Annotated in this window: 15 protein-coding genes and 2 pseudogenes; 11 read left to right on the top strand and 6 right to left on the bottom strand. The window is 30.9% G+C overall.

Features of this window, described 5'->3' with window-relative positions:
• Window positions 1-20: 20 nt before the first annotated feature.
• Together NMU03_RS00500 and NMU03_RS00495 are read right to left on the bottom strand one after the other, a co-directional pair.
• Window positions 21-902 carry a L,D-transpeptidase family protein gene (locus NMU03_RS00500; RefSeq protein ID WP_290140388.1) on the bottom strand — a complete coding sequence of 294 codons (882 nt, stop codon included), beginning with the start codon at window positions 900-902 and terminating at the stop codon, window positions 21-23.
• 131 nt (window positions 903-1,033) lie between these two features.
• Entirely contained in the window at window positions 1,034-1,378 is a 345-nt protein-coding gene (locus NMU03_RS00495; RefSeq protein WP_290140386.1) for a hypothetical protein, read from the bottom strand.
• A gap of 256 nt (window positions 1,379-1,634) precedes the next feature.
• Between NMU03_RS00495 and NMU03_RS00490 the strand changes: the two genes are divergently transcribed.
• The 3 genes from NMU03_RS00490 to NMU03_RS00480 all read left to right on the top strand — a co-directional run bounded on the left by NMU03_RS00490 (window position 1,635) and on the right by NMU03_RS00480 (window position 3,734).
• Window positions 1,635-2,000, top strand: a complete 366-nt coding sequence (locus NMU03_RS00490; protein WP_290140384.1) for a MerR family transcriptional regulator — start codon at window positions 1,635-1,637, stop codon at window positions 1,998-2,000.
• Window positions 1,954-2,727 carry a cytochrome c oxidase subunit II gene (locus NMU03_RS00485; RefSeq protein WP_290140383.1) on the top strand — a complete coding sequence of 258 codons (774 nt, stop codon included), beginning with the start codon at window positions 1,954-1,956 and terminating at the stop codon, window positions 2,725-2,727. The genes NMU03_RS00490 and NMU03_RS00485 overlap by 47 nt, the downstream gene beginning before the upstream one ends.
• Before the next feature lie 62 nt (window positions 2,728-2,789).
• The gene (locus NMU03_RS00480) at window positions 2,790-3,734 is read left to right on the top strand and encodes an L-lactate dehydrogenase (protein WP_290140381.1); all 945 of its coding nucleotides are present in this window, start codon (window positions 2,790-2,792) and stop codon (window positions 3,732-3,734) included.
• 24 nt (window positions 3,735-3,758) lie between these two features.
• Here the strand turns inward: NMU03_RS00480 and NMU03_RS00475 are convergent, their stop codons facing one another.
• From NMU03_RS00475 to NMU03_RS00460, 4 genes are all read right to left on the bottom strand, one after another.
• On the bottom strand, window positions 3,759-4,616 hold the full coding sequence (locus tag NMU03_RS00475; protein ID WP_290140380.1) for a PfkB family carbohydrate kinase: 858 nt from the start codon (window positions 4,614-4,616) through the stop codon (window positions 3,759-3,761).
• 11 nt (window positions 4,617-4,627) lie between these two features.
• On the bottom strand, window positions 4,628-4,942 hold the full coding sequence (locus tag NMU03_RS00470) for a hypothetical protein (RefSeq protein WP_290140378.1): 315 nt from the start codon (window positions 4,940-4,942) through the stop codon (window positions 4,628-4,630).
• Between the two features lies 1 nt (window position 4,943).
• Entirely contained in the window at window positions 4,944-5,147 is a 204-nt protein-coding gene (locus NMU03_RS00465) for a helix-turn-helix transcriptional regulator (protein ID WP_290140377.1), read from the bottom strand.
• Window positions 5,148-5,431: 284 nt separating this feature from the next.
• Entirely contained in the window at window positions 5,432-7,006 is a 1,575-nt protein-coding gene (locus NMU03_RS00460; RefSeq protein WP_290140376.1) for an AAA family ATPase, read from the bottom strand.
• An 830-nt stretch (window positions 7,007-7,836) separates the two neighbouring features.
• Here NMU03_RS00460 and NMU03_RS00455 point away from each other — a divergent pair.
• The 8 genes and pseudogenes from NMU03_RS00455 to NMU03_RS17425 all read left to right on the top strand — a co-directional run.
• Entirely contained in the window at window positions 7,837-8,025 is a 189-nt protein-coding gene (locus tag NMU03_RS00455; protein ID WP_290142395.1) for an MraZ N-terminal domain-containing protein, read from the top strand.
• Window positions 7,983-8,201: a division/cell wall cluster transcriptional repressor MraZ gene (locus NMU03_RS00450; RefSeq protein WP_290140375.1), complete on the top strand. Its 219-nt coding sequence runs from the start codon at window positions 7,983-7,985 to the stop codon at window positions 8,199-8,201. Before NMU03_RS00455 ends, NMU03_RS00450 begins: the two co-directional genes overlap by 43 nt.
• Window positions 8,202-8,210: 9 nt before the next feature.
• Window positions 8,211-9,155 (top strand): 16S rRNA (cytosine(1402)-N(4))-methyltransferase RsmH, encoded by a 945-nt coding sequence (gene rsmH / locus NMU03_RS00445; RefSeq protein ID WP_290140373.1) that lies wholly within the window; start codon window positions 8,211-8,213, stop codon window positions 9,153-9,155.
• Window positions 9,145-9,444 carry a hypothetical protein gene (locus NMU03_RS00440; protein ID WP_290140371.1) on the top strand — a complete coding sequence of 100 codons (300 nt, stop codon included), beginning with the start codon at window positions 9,145-9,147 and terminating at the stop codon, window positions 9,442-9,444. Before rsmH ends, NMU03_RS00440 begins: the two co-directional genes overlap by 11 nt.
• 70 nt (window positions 9,445-9,514) lie before the next feature.
• Window positions 9,515-11,596 carry a penicillin-binding protein gene (locus tag NMU03_RS00435; protein WP_290140370.1) on the top strand — a complete coding sequence of 694 codons (2,082 nt, stop codon included), beginning with the start codon at window positions 9,515-9,517 and terminating at the stop codon, window positions 11,594-11,596.
• A gap of 66 nt (window positions 11,597-11,662) precedes the next feature.
• Window positions 11,663-13,580: pseudogene (locus NMU03_RS00425) on the top strand (penicillin-binding transpeptidase domain-containing protein).
• 75 nt (window positions 13,581-13,655) lie between these two features.
• Window positions 13,656-14,540, top strand: a complete 885-nt coding sequence (locus NMU03_RS00420) for a hypothetical protein (protein WP_290140366.1) — start codon at window positions 13,656-13,658, stop codon at window positions 14,538-14,540.
• Window positions 14,437-16,307: pseudogene (locus NMU03_RS17425) on the top strand (DEAD/DEAH box helicase); the annotation flags it as partial. The gene NMU03_RS00420 and the pseudogene NMU03_RS17425, both read left to right, overlap by 104 nt.
• Window positions 16,308-16,358 lie beyond the last annotated feature (51 nt).

Genomic DNA, 16,358 nt, shown 5'->3' with positions numbered 1-16,358 from the left:
TTTCCTTTTTTAGCTATTGTTTAATAATAACAAACAACAGGCATATTCACTTTTAAATAACTATATAATGATGCAGCAACATTATAAGGTAAATTGATACAACCATGTGAACCATGTGTTTTATAACGATCACCACCAAATGAAGATTGCCATGTTGCATCATGTAAACCAATACCACCATTAAAAGCCATCCAATAAGCAACTGGTGTTTCATATTCAGGCTTACCATCTGCTTGAATACGTCCTCTTAACACACGATTACGTTGCATAAAATAAACATAATATGTTCCACCAGGTGTTTTGCGATCAGGGTCACTCGCTAATCCAGTCACACAGTCAGACTCTAAAACAACTTTTCCATTTTTGATAAACCACATATGTTGTTTTGTCATATCAATTTCAACAAATGTATTTCCTAATCCACCATTACTATAAGATGCTTGAACACCAGATACAGAAGGACTCCTTGTCTCTTTTTTATGAGCCTTAATATCAGCTAATAAACCTTCAACTTCTTCACTTTGTTTCAGCTTATAACCATAATTTCCACCAGAAACAGTTCTTGTTCCATTAGCGCCTTTAAATGTTTTCGCTTTTCCAGCAATATTAATTTTTGGAGCTAAAGTTTCTTTAACGAATTTTTTTGCCTGATTTTTAAATTCTTCTTCATCATAATAGTAATTTCCTTTTTCATCAATAGATAACCATTGAATCAAATCATTACCATCTAAAACAATATTTCCAGAAATTGTTTTATAAGTGATTTTCGCATTACAATATTCTTTGGCTAGATTTTGTAAATTTGTTATTCTTTCATCTTTTGATGTTAATTGTGGTTCTTTGTAAATATGCTGTTCTTTTAAATTGATTGCATCTTGACGCGTCTGAAAGGCTTTTTCCACTGCTGCAATCAAAGGATCATTTTGAATCGTTGACCCAAAGACTTCAGGTGTAATTACAAAATTATCATCTTTATATTCAACCTTTGCATCTACTGGAGCAATCTGTTCATCTTGAACATGTTGTAAAGATGTTACAGTTTTTTTAATTTGTCTTCATCAATAACCAATAAATCATTTAAATTTATTTTTGTAGATTGAAAGAAATGTGTAAACCAAAGAAAATAATTTTGTTGATCTAATGTCTTTTGAATACTGTTATTTTGATTAAATGTAATACCACTTTCATCTTGTTGTAAAGTTTCAGTTGTATCATCAACAAACGTTAACGTCAATGTTTGCTTTGTAAGAGCTTTTTCAAGAGTTGTACTGGCATCTTGATAAGTCATTCCTGAAACATCAATATCATTAATTGTTGTATGACTCATAAAACGATTGTGATAATAGAAACATCCAAAAAGATAAACAACAATTATCAATGCACATAAAATAAGACTCGCTTTAAAAACATGATCTTTTTTTATACGAATCTTTTTTCTTGACTTTTTTCCTGTATTTTTGTTTCCTCCATATATATACCCCTCATATTAAAGTTACATTTAGAAGTATAGGTATTTTTAGAATAAAAGTCAAGTTATCCAACATTTTATATGCAAGAAACATGACTTTTTCCAAAAATGTATTGACCTTAGAGTTCATCTAAGGTTTATAATATCCTCAAGGAAGGTGGAAGTGATGAAAATTAAAGAAGTAGAAAAACAATTATCTATGAGTTCACATACTTTACGTTATTATGAAAAAATGGGTTTGATAAATCCTCAAAGAGATGAAAATGGTTATCGAGATTATACTTTTGAAGATATTGAAAAACTGAAAAAAATACATTTTTTAAGAGAGTTAGAAATTCCTATTGAAGACATTATTGCCATTTTTGAACAATCTACAAATTTCCAAACTGTATTAGAACATCATATTCAAAAGATTGATACTCAAATTGCATCATTACAATATATTCAACAGATATGTCATGAATTTCAAAAAAAGATATCCCATTTTGGATGTTTTGTGTCAAGAACAATTATTGGAACAAGAACATATTGATAAAAAATTAATGAAAAAAGGATTACAAAAGTTATCTGATTACTTACGCACTCAACATACTATTGTAATTGGAAAAAGAATACAGCTGATGGATTACTATGTAGGCATCTTTATTATGATAATATTTTCTGTTATTTTAGGTTTTGTTTTTGGAAATGCTTTACCACAACTCATTAGTCATATTAATTATAGATATGGTTTATCAATGATGGAATGGTATCAAGCAAATACTTTGACAGTGATAATATGGACAGTGATTAGTCTTATCATTATATTGACGCTTTATCATTTAGCAATTACAAAACAAAATTATATTGAATTAACGGATGAAGGAATACAAATATGTTCTCAACAATTTCAAGGTCGTTTCTCTATTTTGCTAGGACTTCTATTAAAACAAAGTCATCAAAGAAACCGTCATTATCAATGGAATCAGTTAGAAAATGTTCATATCGATATAATGATTTCTACAATGACACAAAGATATGGTCTTTCTAAGATTTATTTACCATGTTTCACATTTCAATTCAGTGATGGACAAGTTTATCATATTCCATCTGGTTTGTCTTTTGATGAAAATAGTAAAATAGCCTATGAAATTATAAAAGTAAAACATATTCCCATTCTTGGACAAGAGTTTGTAATTGGTTTTTATGAACAAAATGTAAAAAGTGGTTTTGAATATTTTGAGGAATATTATGGATACAATACACCACAAAAGAAATAGTTGGAGCATATGATTTGAATTCTTAATATTTTTGGGTATACTAAGGGTGGAAGGTGATAAAAATGGTAAATATGCAAAAGGTTGCAGTGATTGGATGTGGATTTGTTGGTGCAACATCTGCGTTCAGTTTGATTCAAACAGGATTGTTTTCAGAAATGGTGTTAATTGATGCTAATCATCAAAAAGCTGAAGGAGAAGCGATGGATTTAAGTCATGGAAGTGCTTATTTAACACCAATGAATATTTATGCAGGAAGTTATGATGATATTGTGGATGCTGGTTTAATTGTGATTACGGCAGGAGCAAATCAAAAACCAAATGAAACAAGATTGGATTTAGTGAAAAAGAATGTGCAAATATTTAAAAGCATTATTCCAGAAATTAAAGAAAGACAATGTGAAGGGATTTTATTAATTGTTTCGAATCCGGTTGATATTTTAACAGAAGTGGCATTGAAATTATCAGGATTCCCAGCTCATCGTGTTATTGGTTCGGGAACAGTTCTTGATACAGCAAGATTGAAATATGTTTTGGGAAAACATTTACAAGTTGATCCTCGTGATGTACATGCCTATATTATTGGAGAACATGGTGATAGTGAATTGGCTGTTTGGTCTGGCGCACAGGTTGCAGGTATTCATATCAATCATTTCTGTGAATTGCGTGGACATTTCAATCATGAAGAAGCAATGGAAAGATTGGCTCAAGAAGTACGAGATAGTGCTTATGAAATTATTGAACGTAAAGGAGCAACTTATTATGGTGTAGCGGTGGCAGTTAAACGTATTGCGACAGCCATTGTCAAAGATGAACATGCTGTTTTACCAGTATCAAGTTTAATGCAAGGTGAATTTGGTTTGAATGACTTATGCTTGAGCATTCCAACAGTTATTGGACAAAAAGGTGTTGAAAAAGTTGTTGATATTTATTTAAATAATGATGAAAATGAAAAATTACAATCAAGTGCTAAAGCCTTAAAAGCTGTTTTAGATGATTTAGATTTATAATGAAAAAAGCATTTATAGCAAAAACTATAAGTGCTTTTTTGATATTTTGAGACCAGCCATGATATTGGCTTTTTGTAATGTTTCAAGCCATGCATATCCTTTTTGACGATAAGCCATGATAGCACCTAAATGCGTATCACCAGCACCATTAGTATTATATACTGATACTTTTGGTGTTGGGACAAAATAAGCCGGTGATTCATCATAGAAATAACAACCATCCTTTCCCAAAGTGACAATAATTGGTTGCTTTGTTTGTTGATAAAGCAAGACACAAGCTTTTTCTAAATCATTTTGTTTGGTATAAGTTAATATTTCTTGTTGATTGAGATGTAAAACAGGGCGGAGTGAGAGGATATTTTGCATAGATTGTTCAGGGATTTCTAAAAGACGTGGACCAGGTGCAAAATATATTGTGTGATGTGGATATTGTTTTAAAAATTGATAAATCAGCTGTTGTTGATCTTCTTCAATTTCTAAACCACAAATATAAATAGAATCATATTGTGACATATCTAGTAAAGAAAACCATTCTTTTTGAAAGAAATACTCTGCACCATGTTCACAAAGAAAAGTACGTTCACCTTTGTTGTCAATCACACAATAACAACACCCATTCTTTTGAGTAGTTTCGATTAATTGTGGGATGTGGTATTTTTGAAAATGTCTTTTTACAAAATCGCCATAAATGCCTTGACCAATCGGTGAAAAGAGGGTATAGGGTAATTGTAACTGTCTAAAAACAGATGCTACATTCCAGGCACAACCACCCATTGACATTTCTTGTCTGATAATATTTTCATCTCCTGCAACTTGTGGCATTTGACTCACATAAATATAAACATCGCAAACACTTGAACCGATAATTAATGTTGATTTCATCATCTTTTCTCCTAAAGTTGTTTATCAAAATAATAAATAGAGATAAGTTCAATGAGATTATGAATGCCTATATAAATAAGTCCAAAACAAATGACACGATCAAGGGTAAAAACAGTTTGAGAATCTAACATGGATTGAGCGATAATAATCACACCAATTAAGAGCCAAAGTGTTATTTGTAAATTTTCATAGGCTTTTAATAACACCATATTCCAACGTTCATCATCTTTATATTTCATTTTTTTCTTAGCTTTTAAAGTATACAACCATAATGTTGCCACCAAAGCAACAACAAGACATATTAAAATAAAGATCTGTTCATACATATTATTCTTCCTCCTTATAATGAAAAACCTGATCAATGGATACACCAAATGCTTTTGCAATTTTAAAAGCTAGTTCTAATGAAGGGGTGTATTTATATTTTTCTATTGAAATCACAGCTTGCCTAGAAATACCGACTTGGTCTGCTAAATCAGCTTGTGTCCAATCATTTTGGGCACGTAAAACTTTAATTTTATTTTCAATCAATGTCATCACTCCTTTTCAAAATGTAATGTTTTGATTACATTTATAATTGTAATGATTTCTTTACATTTTATCAAGATATAAATACATATTTCTTTGTAAATATTCATCTTTACATAAATACAAAAGGACATGTAGGTAAAACGATAATGAATGATTATTTGGTTATTTATGAAGAAGTTTGAAAATAATGTTGTCATTGTATAGAAGAATTTGATATCAAACAGGAACTTTTACCTTTAAAAATTTCATTGAAAAAAGGCTAAAAATTATTGATTTTTAGCCTTTTAAATACAATTTTTATCATGCATTTTTTCGATACAACATGTATGTTTCTTTGTTTGTTGATCATAGGTAATCCCTATAATCAACAAGTTATCTTTATATTTTTCTAATTCTTTTGGATATTTCTTTTCTTTGATTTGCGTGATAGCTGTTTGGACATCTTGTTTCCATTTGAGTTCGACAATCATGGCTGGTTTATCATGATAAGGTATAAAAACCATATCTGCAAAGCCTTTGCCTGTTGGCATTTCCCTAATGATTGTATAATGATTTCTGGCATATATATAAGCAATAGACAATGTATATGCCAATGCATTTTCATTGTTGTAGATTAAAATGGATGTATCCAAATGGGCTTCTTCTATATACTTAGCAACCATTTCTTCGTCTTGATTCCACGTAGCTTCCAATAGTTTTTGACTGTTCAGTAATGCCTTGGTTGTTTCTTTCCAGTCAGAATTTCTAATTGAATTGACGAAGGAATCAACCACTTCTTTATTAGGTATATAACATGTCTGATGAGAGTCGTTATATCCCAAATAGCCTAGATGGATTAATAATGTCAAGACATCGTCCTTTGATTTTAAAGTCGTCATATCATTTTGAAACGATGAAGTCTGCACAGGAACATTTTCTCCTGCTAGAAGTTTAATAACGTCATCTTTCAAGCCATCAAAGTTCATATCAATATAGACTTGCAAGGCTTCATAAGTTTCGGTAGATGTCCAATAGTTGCCAAATTTCTTGCGAACAATCGCTGAAACGACAGAACGTGGAGAAAATGTAGACAAGTCATCTCTGACCTGATAGCCATCATACCATTCTTTCATTTCATCATAGCTGACATGATGTTGTAAACAGAGATTTTCAACTTCCGTTTCGGTAAATCCCATAAACTCAGGAAGTGGTTCTGCATCAATCATGGAAATTTCTTCAAACATATTTAAGGCACTATGCGTTCCATATTTTTTGATGGGAAGAATACCTGTCATATAGGCAAGTTCAACATATGGCTTATCTTTTAATAGATTTCTTAAAAAATCAAGATAAGTTTTTTGTGCATCTTTATCGTTTTTATATTCTCTAAAGATGCAATCCCATTCATCAATAATGAAAATGAATTGTTCGTGTGTTTGACAATATATATCATTTAAATCTCTTATCAATTTGGTTTGATCAAAATACATTAAATCTTTGTATTGTAAAAGCAAATCCCAAACAAGAGAATCATTAATAAGCTGAATCATTTGTTTTATGTCATGAGTCTGACTTAGAAAATCCTGCATATTCAAATGAAAGACATTATGATTATTGAGATGAGTTTCATATTGTTTAGTATGACTTATTTTTAAATGATTAAATAAATCTGATGAATCACAGCCCTTAGAATAATAAGCCACAAGCATATTAGCATCAGTAGACTTACCAAAACGTCTAGGTCTAGATACACAGATATATTTATTCACATTTTTCTTTAAATATTCAACCTGTTGAATCAGTAATGATTTATCTACATAGATTTCTTTATTAAATGCTTCTAAAAATTGAATATTATCAGGATTAAGATAAATTCCCATAAGATCATCCTCCTTTGGCTTATTATACCATTTTTTATGTGATTTATCATTATTTTAGACATTATCATTTGGATTGAATTGGTCTGTCACTTCCAAAGTATTACCATCAGGGTCAATCACATTAAAATAATAAGGCATATGAATATCAACAAACATTATCGGGGAAACTTCGCCAATGTTTAGATTTTTGATGCGTAGGTATTCTTGGCAAAGGTTATCTACTTCAAAAATAAAAATAACAAGATTGTTTTTCTTAGGAAAATCTGTTTTGTAAAAATCATCTAAGTAAGCTTGATTAAAATGTGATAATTTGCCTTGATTGATTAAGTCTTCATCATATTTTTTATTGTATAGAGATAAACCACAGGCAAAATGAAACCAGCGATTTTCATTATGATATAAAGGTTCCTGATTTAAAAATTGACGATAGAAATGTAAAGATTTTTCAATATTTTCTACACAAATATAAGTTGTTTCTCATTGCATATGGTATCCTCCAAATATTATAAGATGGTATTTATTATACCATAATTTTTCAATGAATCATAATTTCAGTGGAAAAGGGTGTATTGGTGGTTAGAAAACTTTTGATAATTTGTTAAAATATGGAAAATTACTGATAAGTGGCGAAAATAAGCCACTTTTTTCATGTAAAAAATCAAAAAATAAAGCACAGTTTTTCTATACATAGGTGTTTAAATAGTATATAATAGTGGTATGAAGTGTTAAAAAATGTATAGAAATGTAAAAAAGTGGGTGATTGTGAAGTGTTCATTAGTGAATATAGGCATAATATAGATGCAAAAGGACGATTGAGTATTCCAGCTAAAATGCGTCTTGAATGTGGTGAAAAAGTCTATGTAACGCGTGGTAATGAAGGCTGCCTGGCAGTGTATACTGAAGAGGGCTGGGAGGCTTATTATGAAACACTTATGCAATTACCGAAAACAAAGAAAAAAACAGAACACTTATCCGCTTGGCGACTTCAAGAACGACTGATTGTGAATTTGATAAATTAGGACGTATTAATATCCCTCAAGTTCTAAGAAATGAAGCCAACCTTCAAAAAGAATGTGTGATTGTGGGGGCTGGTGATCATATTGAAATATGGGATGGGACAACTTGGGATAGTTTCTATGATGATAATGTGGATAAGTTTGATGACATTTCAGAAGATATCGATGATGAGGAGTAGGAGGACATTATGTTTCATCACGTCAGTGTATTACTTAACGAAACGATAGATGGTTTAAATATTAAAGAAGATGGAATCTATGTAGACTGTACACTGGGTGGTGGTGGACATAGTCAAGAGATTTTAAAACGTTTGACAACTGGGCATCTTTATTGCTTTGATCAAGATCAAAAAGCTATTGCTGCTGCTAGAGAACGTTTAGAAAAGATATCTGACCATTTTACAATTATTTATGCCAATTTTAAAAATTTAAAGACAGAACTTGCCAAATTGGGTGTGACACGTGTAGATGGTTTTGTTTTTGACTTAGGTGTGTCTTCACCACAATTTGATGATGGTGAGCGTGGTTTTAGTTATAACTATGATGCGAAATTAGATATGCGAATGGATCAAAATCAAAAAGTGAGTGCTTATGATTTGATTAATCATGCACCGATATCTGATTTAATCACATGGCTTTATAAATATTCTGATGAAAAATTTGCTAAACAAATTGCTAGAGCGATTGCTCGTCATCGTGAACAAAAACCTATTGAAACAACTTTTGAACTTGTTGAAATTATTAAAGAAGCCATTCCAGCACCAGCTAGAAGAAAAGGTGGACATCCCGCTAAACGTACATTTCAAGCTTTAAGAATTGCTGTGAATGATGAATTAAATGTTTTTGATATTGCATTAAATGATGCTTTGACTTTATTGAATGTCAAAGGACGTATTGCAGTCATTACATTTCATTCATTAGAAGATAAGATTTGTAAATATACATTTCAAGAAGTGACAAAACAACCGGATTTACCAAGGGGAATGCCTATTGTTCCGGAGTATTTGAAACCAAAGTTTCAAAAAATAACAAAAAAACCAATTGTTGCAAGTGAGGCTGAGTTATTAGAAAATCATCGCTCACATTCAGCAAAATTAAGAATTATAGAAAGGATATATGAAGATGAGAAATAAAAGAAGAGAAACAGGATTTATAAGATTTTCAAGACGTTTATTAGTGATGAGTTTTATTGTTTTTGTTGTTGGTATTGTCGCATTGAATTCATATGAATCAACAATCAATGTTGCGTGTAATCAGTTAGAAAAAGAAATCAAAACAATTGAATCTGATATTGACGGGTTAGATATGAAAAAATTAGAATTAGCTTCTTTTTCTCGTCTTGAATCAGTTGCACAAGCGAAGGGATATACATATAAACAAAATACAGCCACTGCTGCTGTAGTAGGAGTCCCTGAAGAATAATGGCAGTGAAAAAAATAATAATCAAAGTGCAAGAATTATTTATTGTATTATTATTGCAGTTATTGTTTGTATGGTACTAAATGTCATTTATTTGGGAGCAACTGGTAAACATTTTATCAGTGGAAATGACATTGAAAATTATGCTGAAAGTCGTGGCGAAAGTAAAACGCAGATTTTATCAGCAAAGCGTGGAACAATTTATTCAAGTGATAATGAAGTTATTGCTGGTGATATGAAAACATATAAGCTTTATGCGATTTTATCAAAAACTCATTTAACATTAGATAAAAAAGCAGATTATGTTGTTGATAAAGAAGCAACAGCTAAGGCTTTATCGCCTATTATTGGAATGAAAGAGGAAGATATTTTAAAACAGCTCAATAAAGATACTTATCAGGTTGAATTTGGAAGTTATGGAAATAATTTATCTTCTTTGGTTAAAGATCAAATAGATGCTTTAAAATTACCTGGTTTAGAATTTGATGAAATTACAACAAGAAATTATCGTTATGGTGATTTTGCTTCTTATGAAGTGGGTTATGCTCAAGCTGTTACAAATGAAGTGAAAGGCAAAAATGTTCAAACATTGATAGGAAAAATGGGAATTGAACAAGCTTTTGATGATGAGTTATCTGGAACAGATGGAGAAAGAATTTATTTAGCTGATAATAATAATAATGTTTTACCAAATGGAATTTTAAGTGAAACAGCACCAGTGGCTGGAAATGATGTTTATTTGACAATTGATACAGATGTTCAAACAGAATTGGATATGCAAATGCAAAAGATGGTTGAAGACTTAAAACCAGAAAAGGCTACATGTGGTATTATGGATGCAAAAACAGGCAAATTATTAGCTATCTCTAATTATCCATCGTTTGATCCTAATAATCGTGATATAGAGAATTACGTTGATTTATTTTTAAATGAACCGATTGAACCAGGATCAGTTTTTAAATCATTTGTCTATGGAAATGCACTTAATGATCAGAAGTTAAATGTCAAAGATACATATCAATCAGGCAAATTTCAATATAAAGTCAATGGAAAAACTGTAGCGACAATTAAAGACCATAATAATGGTCGTGGTTGGGGTACAATTAGTTATGAAAAAGGTTTTCATTATTCAAGTAATACAGCAATTTGTCATATTTTAAGTGAAAAAACAGATAAACAATCTTTACTTCAGGATTATGAAGATTTAGGTTTCTTTAAAGAAAGTAGTATTGATGGTTTAACATCGGGTGCTGGATTTGCTGGATATAAGCGTGAAGGAGAGAGAACTTTGGAATATTTGACAACTGGTTTTGGTCAAGGTTCTACATTTACAGCTTTACAGTTGATTCGTGCTTATAGTGCTTTTGCAAATGATGGTAAAATGGTGGAACCTTATCTTGTTGAAAAAATTGTGAATAGTGATAGTCAAGAAACTCTTTATCAAGCCAAAACACAATATTCTAAACAAATTTATACTACAGATACAGTGAAAAAAATAAGAGATTTATTAAAAGGTGTTATTAATGAAAAAGGAAGTACGGGATATAATTACCGTATGGATGATGTAAATTTAATTGGGAAAACTGGAACTGGACAGGTGGCATCTGAAACTGGTGGATATCGTAGTGGTTACTATACGCATAGTTTTGTTGGTATGGCTCCTTATGACGATCCTCAAGTGATTTTAGTGATGTGGTATCAAGGAACTTCATCAAGTACGACATCTGCGGCTAAAGTGGTTCAAGGTGGTATTCGTGCAGCCTTAAATAAATTAAATACACAACCATCACAAGTTGTTGAAACATCAACATTTGTTTTGGACAACTATATGAATCAAAGTGTGGACTACGCGAAAGAAGTACTTTCTAATCATCAGTTATCTTCGCTTGTTGTTGGTGATGGTGATGTTGTCATCAGTCAATATCCTAAGGCTCAAACAGAAGTTTCTTCTAAATCACGTGTTTTCTTACAAACTAATGGAACTAATGTCACAATGCCTTCAATGACTGGATGGTCTCGTAAGGAAGTGGAGGCTTTTGGAACTATGGCAAATGTAGATATTGAATTTAAAGGTGTCGGTACGATTTATAAACAAAGTGTGACAAAAGGTACAAAATTAAAAGCTAATCAAAAAATTACAGTAGAAGCAAAATAGGAACTTGTGAAAAGTTCCTATTTTCATATTTTAAGAATCAAAACATACAATAGAATGGTGATAAAAATGATCTTTTCACAAATGATAAAAAAATCAAATGGGTTAATATCGTTATGACAATCATTATTTTATGTATTGTTTTACGTTTGGGATATAGTCAATTTTATGCTTATCAAGAATTAACTTTGAAAGCTACAGAGTCATGGCAACGTAGTTTTCCATTAGAAGCCTCACGTGGAAAAATCTATGATTCACAACATGTTACACTGGTTGATAATTTAACAACATCATCTTTGATTGTTGTACCGAGTCAAATTCATGATCCAATTCATACAGCTTATGAATTATCACGTATTTTAGAATGTGATGAAAAGACATTATTAACAAAACTTCAAAAAAAGTTTCAGTAGAAAGAGTTCAACCTGAAGGGCGACAATTGGATGAAAATAAGGCTTATAGTATTGATCGTTTAAAATTGCCTGGTGTCTATCTTGTACAAGATACTTTACGTTATTATCCTTTTCAAAATTATTTAGCTCAGACACTAGGTTTTGTCGGTATTGATAATCAAGGGCTGGTTGGTTTGGAGTTACAATATGATGAATATCTTTCTGGTGTTAATGGCAGCATTTATTACTATATGAATGCTAAGGGACAGAATTTAAATATATATCCAGCCCAATATGTTTATCCAACCTCAGGCATGGATATTGAATTGACAATTGATACCCGTGTACAAGATGTTGTAGAGAGGGAATTAAACAATGCTTATGCCACTTATGATCCCGATTCTATTTTATGTTTAGCAATGGATCCACGTAATGGGAAAATTCTTGCGATATGCAGTAAACCGGATTTTGATCCCAATGATTATCAAAATGCTGATAGTGAGATATATAATCGCAATCTGCCAATATGGAAATCCTATGAACCGGGTTCTACTTTTAAAATCATTACTTTTTCCAGTGCATTAAATGAAAATCTTTTTGATATGGATCAAGATACTTATTATGATAAAGGTTATGAAATTGTGGGAGGTGCAAGAATTAAATCATGGAAAAAAGGAGGACATGGTTTACAGACTTTTCGTGAAGTCTTACAAAATTCTTCCAATCCAGGTTTTGTGGAAATTGGACGTAGACTGGGGAAAGAGCGTTTATATCAATATGTCCAAGAGTTTGGATTAACGCAAAAGACAGGTGTGGATATGATGGGTGAATCCAGTGGAATTATGTTTGATTATGATAAGTTTAATGAAGTTGAACAAGCCACAGTGGCTTTTGGACAAGGTATATCGGTGACACCTATTCAACTTGTAAGAGCAGTCTGTGCCTGTATCAATGGTGGAAAACTTTATCAGCCTTATATTGTCAATAAAATATATAATTCCAAAACACATGAAGTTATCAGTGAAATACAACCGCAAATGTTGAAACAAGTGATTACTGAAAATACATCTGCTCAAGTGAGAGATGCTTTAGAAGGTGTTGTGACGGATGGTGGAGGAAAAAATGCTTATATTGATGGTTATCGAATTGGTGGAAAAACAGGGACAGCGCAACGTGCAATCAATGGAACCTATGCTGGAAATGGTTATATTCTATCATTTTTAGGTGTCGCACCCATTGATGATCCTCAAATTGTCTTATATCTGGCGATGGATAATCCTAAAAAATGCGTACAATATGGTGGTACAACAGCGGCACCTATTGCTAGAAAGATTTTTATGGATGTTTTGCCAGCATTAGGAATTAAAAAAGTTACACAACAAAGAGAGAAAGCTTATGTCTGGACGGATGTTAAAACTTATGATGTAGAAAATTATATTGGAAAACAAAAATCAGAAGTCAAAAATGAAAATTATGGTTTTGAATTTTTAGGTGAAGGAGATTATGTGATTGATCAATTGCCTCGTGTAGGTGAACAAATTGAAGCAGGACAGAAAGTGAAAATCATGTTAGGAAACAAACAAGATATACGATAAAACAGGAAAACACGTCTGATAATAGCAAGATACCAAAGATTATGATATAATAAAGAATTGATTGGAGGAATCAAGATGCATATACAAGAAAAAGAAATCAGACGTGTTGTGAAGGATGAAAAAGAATATCGTTATGGACGATTTATGGATGTGAGAGAAGTCTTAGAAAGAATGACAATTTCTTATGATGAAAGTAATGGCTGTTATCGTATGAATGCTAGAATGTCTATCCAAGATGAAAAATATATTATTTCAATGAAGATATCTCAGGATGGACAAATTATTCAATCACATTGTAATTGTTCATTAAAAGGACAATGTCGCCATATTGCCAGTATTCTCTTTTTCTTAAAAAAATTAACCATTACTTCTTATCCGTATTTCTATGAAAAAGATGATCAATGGAATAAACAACAACAATTAGCCAAAATAGAACGTCAAAGACAGGAAAGAATCTTGCATAAAAAACAACAGGAATCTTTAGAACTTATTCATCTCTATAAAGATCAATTGTTAAGAGAGTCATCTGCTCCTTTTCTATCACAACAATATCAACTGAAAGTCTTTGTTCAATCCAAAAAAGATCATTTGTGGGTAGCATTTAAAATTTTAACACCACATCAAAGTTATATCATTAAAAATATAGAGTCTTTTTTGAAAGCCATTGATCAACATATTCATATTCAATATAGTAAGAATTTTGGTTTTATTCATAGTTTAGAAGCTTTTGATGAAGATTCAAGAGAAATCATCGCTTTTATGAACAAATGTTATTTAAAAAATCAATATCTCCAACAAGGTATTATTAAAACACTAATGTTAAGTGATGAATTAGATGAATTTTATAATATGATGAATGTCCTACCTTCTTCTTATTGTGATATTGCCTTTGATAAAAAAATATCAGATTCCTTTAGAAATCTCTTTAAAAGAAGAAAACTATATCTTAGATTTAGCTGATTATCGTGAATTTGAACATGTTTTCATGAGTCCACAATATATTTATAGTTTCAATAACGATATTTTATATCGTTATGATTTTCATGCACCTATGCAAGTATTAACCTTTATTCAAAAATGGATGCAAACCAAAGGAGGTTTCTATATTCCTCAAGAATCTTTAATGGATTTTTATAAATATGTTCTCTATGATATGAATGATGATATTGTTTTAAATACACATCTTTTTGATAGTTATCATCAAGAAGATATGATTAATCTTTATGCTGATATGACAAAAGATGATCAGATCTGTGTGCAACTTGAATATATTTATGATGATCATATTTGTTATGGCTTTGATGAAAAGAATACACATAAGTCTAAAAAAGCTGATTTAATCGAAGATTATTTACGTCCTTATATTGAAGATATTGATGAAAATATGTTGTATTTAAAATACGACCATGAATTTTCCTATCAGTTTTTAAAAGAAAGCTTACCTTATCTTTCCCATTATTGTCAAATCTTTGTCAGTGATACTTTAAATAGTTTTTCTACCTCATCACCAGTAGATATACAAGTCGGTGTACATCTTCAACATGGTTTGCTTTCGATAGATATTCATAGTGTCCATGTCCAAAAAGAAGAATTAATAGATTTATTAAAAGCCTATAAGAAAAAAGAAAGTTTTATAAATTAAAAAATGGACAAATTTTATCATTGGATAATCAAGAATTACAAGATTTAGATCACTTAACAACATCATTATCACTACCTATGCAAGAGATTGTCCAAGGTCATGTACAAATTCCAACTTATCGTTTATTTGAAATTGATCAGATGATGCATGATGATTCTTGTTTACATTATCAAAGAAGTGAAGAATTAAAGAAATGGATAGAAGACTTTCAAACAAAAGAACATGAATTTGATGTGCCTTTACATTATCAAGATATTTTAAGAGATTATCAAAAGAAGGGATATCAATGGTTAAGATTGATGGAACATTATCGTTTTGGTGGTATATTGGCTGATGATATGGGATTAGGTAAAACCTTACAGATGATAACTTATTTTGATAGTTTAAAAGGTCAGGGGACACATATGGTGATTGCGCCAGCAAGTTTAATTTTAAATTGGCAGGATGAATTTCAAAAGTTTTCTAAAGATTTAAAAGTTTTATGTGTTTATGGCAATAAAGAAGAAAGAGAAAAATTATTAGAAAACAAGAATGACTATGATGTCTTGATTACATCTTATGATTATCTAAGACGAGATGTTGAATTGTATGAACAAGAGACTTTTCACACAATCGTTATTGATGAGGCACAAAATATTAAGAATCCTAAAACTCGTAATGCGATTTGTGTTAAACGCTTAAAGGCGAAACAACGTTTTGCTTTAACAGGAACACCTATAGAAAATTCTTTAGCGGAATTATGGTCTATTTTTGATTTCTTGATGCCTTATTATCTTTATCATTATAGTTATTTCTTGGAACATTTTGAACGTCCAATTGTTAGAGAACATGATGAACAAAAACAAGAACGTTTAAAACAAATGATTACACCATTTGTATTAAGACGAAACAAAAGAGATGTTTTAACAGAACTTCCAGAAAAGATTGAACAGACAATGTATATGCGTTTTAATGAGGAAGAAGAAAAACTTTATTTAGCTAATCTTGTTCAAGTGAATAAATCACTTCAACAAAAATTAGAAGTGCAACAGTTAGGACGTATTGATATTTTAGCGATGTTGACGCGTTTAAGACAACTTTGTCAAGATCCTCGTTTATTGTATCAAGATTTAACAGAACCATCTTCTAAGCTAAAA

Source organism: Allocoprobacillus halotolerans (genome assembly GCF_024399475.1).
GTDB lineage: Bacteria > Bacillota_I > Bacilli_A > Erysipelotrichales > Coprobacillaceae > Allocoprobacillus > Allocoprobacillus halotolerans.
Note: the sequence above shows the minus strand (reverse complement) of the source record. Positions and strands in the feature narration are given on the sequence as shown.

Bases quoted from the DNA above. Each gene is read 5' to 3' on its own strand.
- NMU03_RS00490 (WP_290140384.1), top strand. From the start codon at position 1,635: ATGAAAATTAAAGAAGTAGAAAAACAATTATCTATGAGTTCACATACT.
- NMU03_RS00480 (WP_290140381.1), top strand. From the start codon at position 2,790: ATGGTAAATATGCAAAAGGTTGCAGTGATTGGATGTGGATTTGTTGGT.
- NMU03_RS00475 (WP_290140380.1), bottom strand. From the start codon at position 4,616: ATGAAATCAACATTAATTATCGGTTCAAGTGTTTGCGATGTTTATATT.
- NMU03_RS00470 (WP_290140378.1), bottom strand. From the start codon at position 4,942: ATGTATGAACAGATCTTTATTTTAATATGTCTTGTTGTTGCTTTGGTG.
- NMU03_RS00460 (WP_290140376.1), bottom strand. From the start codon at position 7,006: ATGGGAATTTATCTTAATCCTGATAATATTCAATTTTTAGAAGCATTT.
- NMU03_RS00455 (WP_290142395.1), top strand. From the start codon at position 7,837: ATGCGTCTTGAATGTGGTGAAAAAGTCTATGTAACGCGTGGTAATGAA.
- rsmH (WP_290140373.1), top strand. From the start codon at position 8,211: ATGTTTCATCACGTCAGTGTATTACTTAACGAAACGATAGATGGTTTA.
- NMU03_RS00440 (WP_290140371.1), top strand. From the start codon at position 9,145: ATGAGAAATAAAAGAAGAGAAACAGGATTTATAAGATTTTCAAGACGT.
- NMU03_RS00435 (WP_290140370.1), top strand. From the start codon at position 9,515: ATGGTACTAAATGTCATTTATTTGGGAGCAACTGGTAAACATTTTATC.
- NMU03_RS00420 (WP_290140366.1), top strand. From the start codon at position 13,656: ATGCATATACAAGAAAAAGAAATCAGACGTGTTGTGAAGGATGAAAAA.